9 protein-coding genes are annotated in these 8,449 nt (G+C 44.5%); 8 read left to right on the top strand and 1 reads right to left on the bottom strand.

Annotated features, from left to right (window positions below; all coding sequences use genetic code 11):
* Positions 1-181 precede the first annotated feature (181 nt).
* The 6 genes from ACLQ6D_RS13325 to parC all read left to right on the top strand — a co-directional run bounded on the left by ACLQ6D_RS13325 (position 182) and on the right by parC (position 5,272).
* Positions 182-451: a type II toxin-antitoxin system Phd/YefM family antitoxin gene (locus tag ACLQ6D_RS13325; RefSeq protein ID WP_411727807.1), complete on the top strand. Its 270-nt coding sequence runs from the start codon at positions 182-184 to the stop codon at positions 449-451.
* The gene (locus ACLQ6D_RS13320) at positions 435-821 is read left to right on the top strand and encodes a type II toxin-antitoxin system VapC family toxin (RefSeq protein WP_411727806.1); all 387 of its coding nucleotides are present in this window, start codon (positions 435-437) and stop codon (positions 819-821) included. The genes ACLQ6D_RS13325 and ACLQ6D_RS13320 overlap by 17 nt, the downstream gene beginning before the upstream one ends.
* 105 nt (positions 822-926) lie before the next feature.
* Entirely contained in the window at positions 927-1,115 is a 189-nt protein-coding gene (locus tag ACLQ6D_RS13315) for a hypothetical protein (protein WP_411727805.1), read from the top strand.
* A gap of 109 nt (positions 1,116-1,224) precedes the next feature.
* Positions 1,225-2,466, top strand: a complete 1,242-nt coding sequence (locus tag ACLQ6D_RS13310) for an STAS-like domain-containing protein (RefSeq protein ID WP_411727804.1) — start codon at positions 1,225-1,227, stop codon at positions 2,464-2,466.
* Between the two features lie 71 nt (positions 2,467-2,537).
* Positions 2,538-3,038, top strand: coding sequence for an acyl-CoA thioesterase (locus ACLQ6D_RS13305; RefSeq protein WP_411727803.1), 501 nt, complete (start codon positions 2,538-2,540; stop codon positions 3,036-3,038).
* Positions 3,038-5,272, top strand: a complete 2,235-nt coding sequence (gene parC / locus ACLQ6D_RS13300) for a DNA topoisomerase IV subunit A (protein ID WP_411727802.1) — start codon at positions 3,038-3,040, stop codon at positions 5,270-5,272. Before ACLQ6D_RS13305 ends, parC begins: the two co-directional genes overlap by 1 nt.
* Positions 5,273-5,474: 202 nt before the next feature.
* Here parC and ACLQ6D_RS13295 read toward each other — a convergent pair whose 3' ends face one another.
* Positions 5,475-6,818 (bottom strand): hypothetical protein, encoded by a 1,344-nt coding sequence (locus tag ACLQ6D_RS13295; RefSeq protein WP_411727801.1) that lies wholly within the window; start codon positions 6,816-6,818, stop codon positions 5,475-5,477.
* A gap of 645 nt (positions 6,819-7,463) precedes the next feature.
* Here ACLQ6D_RS13295 and ACLQ6D_RS13290 point away from each other — a divergent pair.
* Together ACLQ6D_RS13290 and ACLQ6D_RS13285 are read left to right on the top strand one after the other, a co-directional pair.
* Positions 7,464-7,907, top strand: a complete 444-nt coding sequence (locus tag ACLQ6D_RS13290) for a low molecular weight protein-tyrosine-phosphatase (RefSeq protein WP_411727800.1) — start codon at positions 7,464-7,466, stop codon at positions 7,905-7,907.
* 135 nt (positions 7,908-8,042) lie between these two features.
* Positions 8,043-8,219, top strand: a complete 177-nt coding sequence (locus ACLQ6D_RS13285) for a hypothetical protein (protein ID WP_411727799.1) — start codon at positions 8,043-8,045, stop codon at positions 8,217-8,219.
* Positions 8,220-8,449: the final 230 nt, after the last annotated feature.

The raw sequence follows: 8,449 nt of genomic DNA, 5'->3' as shown, positions 1-8,449 counted from the left end.
GTCCTTGGTCAGGCGCTCGCCCCCACATCGCTTGCAGTTCAACATGACCATACCCACCACCGTATCAGGATAAGGCTATATTAAACTAAAAAACTATATTTATGTAAACACTCTCAAAAAATTTATTGAATAATTCTCTTTAAATAGACTAAACTAGTCTAGTCAATTTTATGAGGTATTCATGATGCAAACCGTTAACTTATTTCACGTTAAAACCCATTTATCCAAGCTAGTCGATCAGATTGCTTCTGGGGAAGAAAGTGAATTTATTATTTCGCGCAACGGCAAACCGGTTGCTCGGTTGGTGCCGATTTACCACTACAAGGATGTTTCGCGCCGGATCGGTATTGCCGAGGGCGAATTTACCGTACCGGAAAATATCGATGGCGTTAACGAAGAAATTGCCGGGCTTTTTTATAAGGGTTCTGGCAACGATGCGCCTGCTGCTTGATACGCAAATCGCCTTATGGGGATTGACGAATGACCGCCGCTTAACACCCAAAGCCCAAAAACTGATCTTAGAGCCGGAAAACGAAGTTTTAATCAGCGTGGCATCCTTGTGGGAAATCGGCATCAAATTCCAGCTTGCCCGTGGCGATATGCCAGTGTCGGCTAGCCGTGCATACGATTTATTTTTGGCTGCGGGTTATCAAATCTTAGCGATACAGGCTACCCACACCCTCGCAATAGAATCCCTGCATGCCATCCATAACGATCCTTTCGACAGGATGCTCATCGCCCAGGCATTAAGTGAACCGATGCGCTTGGTGACACACGATCGCACCGTAGCGGGATACAATGACAGTATTATTTTTGTATGAATATATAATATTTGTGTAATCAGTAAGGCGGGTCTAGATCCGTGCTGCCGTGCTATTGCAGAAAAGTAAAATTGATCCGCAAGGCTTGGTGACTTTTTTCAAAAAATGAAAGCAGCGTTTAAAGGTAAAGGCGAAGGGCCGGAGTGGATGTCGTCCCATCCCGGCACAGAAAACCGCATAAAAGCGGAGGAAGATTACACCAAAGCCCACCTTTGCGCGGATTGCGAAACCTTGAAATGGGATAAAAAGGCGATTCTGGCTAGTTTAGACAAAGCTAATACCAAAACTAAATAATTGAGTAGCCTGGATGGAGCGTAGCGGAATCCGGGATTTCGTGGCTCCGATTTCCCGTATTTCGTTGCGCTTCATACGGGCTATTCGCTAACACTTAAAGAGAGAAGTAGTGGATATAGATAGAATTAACGATAAGATTATCATTGTAGGGGCTTTCGATAAATTTCCTATACTTCTTTCTTATATCCATACTGCCATCAATAAAGCTGGATATTCTGAAATAGTGCTCGATTTCAGCGATTGCACTTCAGCCTTTCAAAATGCGATGCTTTCCGTGTGTGCTCAAATTATGGCATACAGAAAAGCTGGCGTTTATTTTTCCCTTGAACTACCCAAAGACAATAAGCTATCTAATTTATTTAAAAACACTGGTTGGGCATATTTTATTGATCCTAGGCGATTTGACCCGCCGATATATCGTGGTTATTCAAGAATACCCGTAACTCAATACCAAAATCCATCTGAACAACAAAATGCCGTTAACAAAATTGTTAATGTTATATTAGGTGCAATTCCTGAAATGCAACGCTCTGATTTTGCAGCATTTGAATGGTCTATAAATGAAATAACGGATAATGTTTTAGTACATTCTGATTCGCCTATCGGTGGACTGATACAACTTTCTACGTTTAAAAACGAAAAACAAGTTCAGTTTGTAGTCGCAGATGCTGGAGTTGGCATCCCTAAAACGCTTAAACAAGGTCATCCTGAAATTACCTCTGATACAGACGCACTAGATAAAGCTATTAGAGAAGGAGTTACTAGAGATAAAAAAATAGGCCAAGGTAACGGTTTATTTGGAAGCTACCAAATTTGTAGCAAATCTCGGGGTTATTTTAGTGTTCACTCAGGTCATGCTTGCTTGGAATTTACTGAAAAAAAAGGTTTACGTATTGTTAACGAAAATATTCCTTACGACGGGACACTTGTTGTTGCAACTATTGATTTTACACAACCGAAACTTCTTGAAGAAGCCCTGAGATTTGGAGGGAAGAAATACAGCCCAGTTGATTACGTTGAAACCCAGTATGAAAAGTCGGATGACGGGATGATTCGTTTCATTTTGAAAACGGAGTCAGATTCGTTTGGCAGTCGAGTTTCTGGAAAGCCAGTACGCAATAAACTAACTAATTTACTGAGAATGGGAGGAAATCAAAAAATTATCATTGATTTAGCTGATATAGCTTTAGTTTCTAGTAGTTTTGCTGATGAAGCATTTGGCAAATTGTTCCTCGAAGTAGGCCCTATTGCATTCATGCAAAAAATTGAATTCATTAATGTTATGGATACCGTAAGGCATCTAATTGATAAAGCTATCAGCCAACGAGTATCCGTGGGGGTAGTTGATTGAATACATAAGCATTGCTGTACAGTCTAGTCTAGGTGCGCTAAACACTACAACTACTTGCTAATCTTCCCCAAATGACCAAACAAGAAAAATACCTGACAATGACCGTCCTCATGACACCGGATATGGCGAATTTTTCCGGTCATGTGCATGGCGGCTCGTTGCTTAAATTGCTGGATCAAGTCGCTTATGCCTGTGCGGCTAAATATTGTAAAAGCTATGTCGTCACAGCGGCGTTGGATCAAGTGTTTTTTCGGCAGCAGGTGCATGTGGGCGAGCTGGTCACTTTTTTGGCGCACGTCAACCATGTCGGGCGGTCGTCTATGGAAATTGGCATCAAAGTCATCGCCGAGAATCTGCGGACGCATGAAAAAAGGCATACCACTTCTTGTTATTTTACGATGGTCGCGCTGGATGAACACGGGAAGACAATAGAAGTCTCGCAGTTGATATTAGAAACCGAGGCGGAAAAACGGCGTTATGCCGGAGCAGGAATACGCAAAAAATTACGCCAGGAAAGCCTGGAAAAAGTCCGCGCATTGAACACAGAAATAACTGAGGAAGAGTCGAGATAATGAGTGTCGTACAAGAAAATTGTGAACGCTTGCCGTTAAAGGAATTCGCGGAAAAAGCGTACCTGGATTATTCCATGTATGTGATTTTAGACCGCGCCCTGCCGCACATTGCCGATGGTTTAAAGCCGGTGCAAAGGAGGATTGTTTATGCGATGTCAGAGCTGGGCCTTACCGCGCTGGCCAAATACAAAAAATCGGCCAGGACGGTGGGTGATGTGTTGGGTAAATACCATCCGCATGGCGATTCCGCCTGTTATGAAGCGATGGTGTTGATGGCGCAAGATTTTTCTTACCGTTATCCGCTGATCGACGGGCAGGGCAACTGGGGTTCGCCGGATGACCCCAAATCGTTTGCCGCCATGCGATACACCGAATCACGCTTGACCGCTTATGCCCAAACCTTGTTGAGCGAATTAGGGCAGGGTACGGTCGATTGGTCGGATAATTTCGACGGCACGATGCAAGAACCCGTGCTGTTACCGGCAAGGCTGCCTAATCTGCTCCTGAATGGCACGATGGGTATCGCCGTGGGCATGGCGACCGATATTCCGCCGCATAATCTGGTGGAAGTCGCCGGGGCTTGTATCCATTTGCTCGATAGACCTGATGCCCCTTTAGAGCAGCTTTTAGAACATATCAAAGGCCCCGATTATCCAACGGAAGCGGAAATCATCACAGCCGCTGAGGATATACAAAGAATCTATGTCACTGGCGGCGGCTCGATAAAAATGCGTGCCATCTATGACCAGGAAGACGGCAATATCATCATCACCGCATTGCCTTACCAAGTGTCGGGTTCCAAGTTGATGGAGCAGATTGCCGCGCAAATGCTGGCGAAAAAACTGCCGATGATCGAAGATTTGCGCGACGAGTCGGATCACCAAAATCCGACCCGCTTAGTCGTCATTCCCAAGTCGAAACGGATTAATGTCGATGAGGTGATGTCACATTTGTTTGCCACGACTGATCTTGAAAAAAGTTATCGCGTCAACATGAACATGATCGGCTTGGACGGTCGGCCTAGAGTCAAGAATTTACGGGAAATCCTGTTGGAATGGTTGGCCTTCCGCACCGAAACAGTCCGTAAACGCCTACAGTTTCGTTTGGATAAGGTGCTGGCAAGATTGCATATCCTTGAAGGTTTGTTGATAGCCTACCTGAATATCGATGAAGTCATCGCCATCATCCGCTACGAAGACCATCCCAAAGCCGTTATGGTCGAACGTTTTGGCATTACCGAAATCCAAGCCGAAGCTATTCTGGAATTAAAGCTAAGGCATCTCGCCAAACTAGAAGAGATCAAAATCCGTGGCGAACAAGCCGAGTTGGAGCAGGAAAGGCAAGAATTGGAAAAAATCCTGGCATCCAAACAGCTATTAAACCGCTTGATCAAATCGGAAATCGAGGAAGATGCGGAAAAATACGGCGACAACCGCCGCTCCCCCATCGTCGCACGGGAAGCCGCGCAAGCACTGGAAACGACGGCGTTAATCACGAATGAGCCATTGACCGTCATCTTATCCGAGAAAGGCTGGATCAGGGCAGCAAAGGGCTATGATATTGATGTTGCAAGCCTGGGTTACCGCTCTGGTGACGGTTTTCTCGATGCAGTCAAATGCCGCTCAACCCAGCTCGTTTATGTACTCGATTCCACCGGACGGGTGTACAGTGCCACCACGCATGACCTGCCTTCGGCAAGGAGCCAAGGCGAGCCATTAACGGGACGATTGAATCCTGCGCCCGGCTCATTATTCACCTATTTGCTGGCCGGAAATCCAGAGGACTGGTATTTGCTCGCAAGCAACGCAGGTTACGGATTCAGGGTTCAAGTCAAAGAACTGTCCTGTAAAAACAAGGCCGGCAAGTCACTCCTTTCTTTGCCTGATGGCGCAAAAGTCGTCAAGCCCACACCGGTAGCCAGCCAAACGGATTTGCTGGCAGTTGTTACGCTGCAAGGCCGATTGCTTATTTTCCCTGTCATCGACCTGCCCGAGCTGGCGAAAGGCAAAGGCAATAAGTTGATCCAAATCCCGAACAAAGAGTTACAGTCAGGGAAAGACCACATAGTTGCCATGGCCGCGATACCCGTCAATGGCCAACTGGTTATTGTTTCCGGAAAACGGCAATTGACCCTGAAGGCCATCGATATAGCCCATTACTCAGGCAATCGCGCCAACAGGGGGTTGTCCTTGCCTAAAGGTTTTCAGCGGGTGGAAGATTTGTTGAGTGGTTAAAACTGTTAGCAACAAATAGAAACACGCGGGGCATTGGGTTTGTACCCCGTCCCTAACTTTTTGACGGTATCGGTACATTTGAACCATTCGAGAAACATTGCATTCGGGGCAACATACCCCGAATTGCTGAGGGTCTTCCACTATACAGGGGTTGTGATTGATAATTCCAGTTGAATGCTAGATTTTCCAACCACTTTCCGATCTATGTTGGCTCGGAAGGCTTGATATTTTCATCTGCTTTATTATTGTCGGCGGGTTGCTCTTGTTCTATAGGGATGTTTACTTCATCATCCATAGCAACTTGCTCATTGACCAAACCATCTTGGTTGTCTTTGATGCCGTTTTTCCTGGCTTGTGCCTCATTTCTTCGAAACCGTTGACCAAGTAACCAAGCCATAACCCCCCCAGAAACCCTATCAAAATTTTCTAGCTCATGTTTTGAGGGAACATATCGTCTATCGCGCCCAGATCTTGGATTTTCTGTTTTTAATGGGTTTCCATTTCGCCTGTCCACTACTAGGTTGACACGAATATAACGGGATATTTTCATTATTTTCCAGGCGTTATTCATTAGCCAGTAATAACCAACAAAAATACCTATAAAAGACCAGAATATTGCGGGGTCTGGGGTACCTAGACAACACCCGACAGTTATGCCCGTAATGGATAAAAAAAGCGAGACTACCAGTATAATGATCAGGGTAGCGTTGTTGCCGTAACCAGCTACAATAAAAAGATGATGCAAATGTTCTCTATCAGGATTGACTGGCGACCTTCCTTTCACTATTCGGCGTAACATTATGCAAACAGAATCGATCAACGGAAGCGCCATAATCCATAAAACCGTTGATGGCGTAATCAGGTTGTTTGCTCCCTGCGACGCATCGATAGCCAGCCAGCAAACACTGAAACCAAACATGGTGCTGCCAGTGTCGCCCAAAAATACTTTAGCGTTTGAACGCCCAAAAATTCGCAAATTCAAAGATAAGAAAGCCAAGATACAGGCACTTAAAACTAGGCAGTAAGTAAATATAACATCATCATTTGACATCCAAGACACAACCGCCAGTGACGCGACTGAGATCAGGGTCAAGCTACCTGCCAAACCATCCATTCCGTCGATCATATTGAATGCATTGATCCCCCCCACTACCGCGAAAACTGTAAAAGCACTCGCAAAAACGCCAAGATGGATTTCTCCAAAACCGAAAATATCACCTAAGTTCTCGATTTTTATATCCGCATATTCAGTCATTATGAATCCGGCGACAATTTGGGCGACCAACCTGATCCTGACACCGAGGCTTTTGTAATCGTCTATAAGACCTACGCAAACCAATAACGTAATGGCCGAAATAAAAGCACCTTGATTAGGAAGAAGATTTATATTTAGGGTCAGCGTCACTAATATGGCCAAATAGATAGCCAAGCCCCCGATAAGTGGGGTAGGGTTTTTATGCTGCTTTCTATGGCATGGCTTATCCGTGAAGCCTATTTTCACGGCATAAGGATACAGGGCGGCCATAAAAGCAAGTGACGCAATCATGGGAGTTAAAAAGAAATTTAGAAACATATGCATTTTATTAAATATCAAATACCAGTAGGAACCCCTAAAGATTCAGATGCCCTTCCCCCTTTTTTGAGAAGGCTGGAATAAATGAGGACACTAAAGTCAGAAGCTCACCTCCAACCCTAGTATTCTTCCAGGGAAGACACCAACTGCTAGAGGTTGTTGCTTTATCTATCAAAAATCCTCCGATGACAATATTGTGTGGTCTTCCTAAGACTATCACAGTGCTTTCCAAAGCAGTTAGTCAGCTCTAGAGGCTTTGGGGACGCAGGGAACAACTGCTTATATTTACGGACAAGCAACCTGTTAATTCTTCGTCATATCCATTAAATTTTGCTTAATTTTAAGCGTTTAAAGAATAAAATATATCCGTATGAATACTTACTCAGCACTGCCCGTGAATGAGAACAAATCATTAGCCCTCAGATGTAAAGTTAGTGTCAGGGCAAAAAATCGAATACGGACTGCCACAAGAAAAAGTTCGAATTTGCGTATGCCTGTAAGTCCTAATTTTGATACACTAGCTCAGTTCGATTGATAGCTAACTGGCTAGGATACAAGGTTTTATGTTATTTTTAGCCTCTTTCTATAACCAAACGGTATTTTTTGTAAAAACTTAAGATGTTGTTTAAAAATATACTCATCGTATGCATGGAAAATGTATGCAGAAGCCCGATGGCGGAAGGCTTGTTAAAAGAAGCCCTTTCTGCCTATGGGAAAGAAGACTTCAATATTAGCTCAGTTGGCTTAGGCGCCTGTGTGGACTACCCGCCGGATCCGCATGCCTGTCAACTTTTGCTCAAAAAAAACATAGACATTAGCGACTACCGCGCACGTCAATTGACCAAAGACATGATCCGTAACGCCGACATTATTCTGGTCATGGAAAGCTCCCACAAAACAACCATTGAAAAACTGGACCATTGTGCAAAAGGCAAAGTTTTTCGCCTTGGACATTGGGGCAATTTTGATATCCCTGACCCCTACCGAAAAAATATTTCCGCTTTTATTGCTTCGCTCAATTTAATCGAGCGAGGGATTTCAGACTGGTTACATAGACTGTAATAATTCCTACACCGAAGACCCTTTGAAATAGTTCGCAAAAAATAGCTTCTGCTCTGTAATATCATGAGACCTTTGCACGAATCCAAGCCCTAAAGCTGGTAAAATAAGCCTTTTTCAAAGTCAGAGCAACAGCCCATGCCCTGGAAGAATCTAGCCCAAACCAGTTTAAGCGATGCCCCAGTCCGGCACCACGAAACCTTGGAAGAACTTGACGGTATCCACCAGTTGATAGATTGGCCGCAGATAGAAAGGCAGATGTCTGGCATCCATGCAGAAGCAGGGCGAACAAGCGTGCGTGGCCGCCGTTGCTGATATTCAAGGCCTTGTTGCTGCAAGGTTAGTATGGGTTGAGCGACCCGAAGCTGGAAAAGCAACTGGGACGGGACTTGATGTTTGAATGATTCATCAACCAGAATGAGTAATGTTAAGGCGGTTTCGCTTTAGAGACTGTGAAAGTATTATTTCACCATCCGCGTGGTATAATGTACTCCATTGATAAATATAATGAATTGTATATAGACATGACATCACGCCGCTACAAA

The sequence above is a fragment of the Methyloglobulus sp. genome, from assembly GCF_046714055.1.
In the GTDB taxonomy this organism is placed as follows: domain Bacteria; phylum Pseudomonadota; class Gammaproteobacteria; order Methylococcales; family Methylomonadaceae; genus Methyloglobulus.
This window is presented reverse-complemented; position numbering and strand designations above follow the sequence as displayed.

What these genes read in the sequence shown, in the direction of transcription:
- ACLQ6D_RS13285 (WP_411727799.1), top strand. Translation starts at nt 8,043, where the DNA reads ATGCCCTGGAAGAATCTAGCCCAAACCAGTTTAAGCGATGCCCCAGTC.
- ACLQ6D_RS13290 (WP_411727800.1), top strand. Translation starts at nt 7,464, where the DNA reads ATGTTGTTTAAAAATATACTCATCGTATGCATGGAAAATGTATGCAGA.
- ACLQ6D_RS13325 (WP_411727807.1), top strand. Translation starts at nt 182, where the DNA reads ATGATGCAAACCGTTAACTTATTTCACGTTAAAACCCATTTATCCAAG.
- ACLQ6D_RS13305 (WP_411727803.1), top strand. Translation starts at nt 2,538, where the DNA reads ATGACCAAACAAGAAAAATACCTGACAATGACCGTCCTCATGACACCG.
- ACLQ6D_RS13295 (WP_411727801.1), bottom strand. Translation starts at nt 6,818, where the DNA reads ATGATTGCGTCACTTGCTTTTATGGCCGCCCTGTATCCTTATGCCGTG.
- ACLQ6D_RS13315 (WP_411727805.1), top strand. Translation starts at nt 927, where the DNA reads ATGAAAGCAGCGTTTAAAGGTAAAGGCGAAGGGCCGGAGTGGATGTCG.
- parC (WP_411727802.1), top strand. Translation starts at nt 3,038, where the DNA reads ATGAGTGTCGTACAAGAAAATTGTGAACGCTTGCCGTTAAAGGAATTC.
- ACLQ6D_RS13320 (WP_411727806.1), top strand. Translation starts at nt 435, where the DNA reads ATGCGCCTGCTGCTTGATACGCAAATCGCCTTATGGGGATTGACGAAT.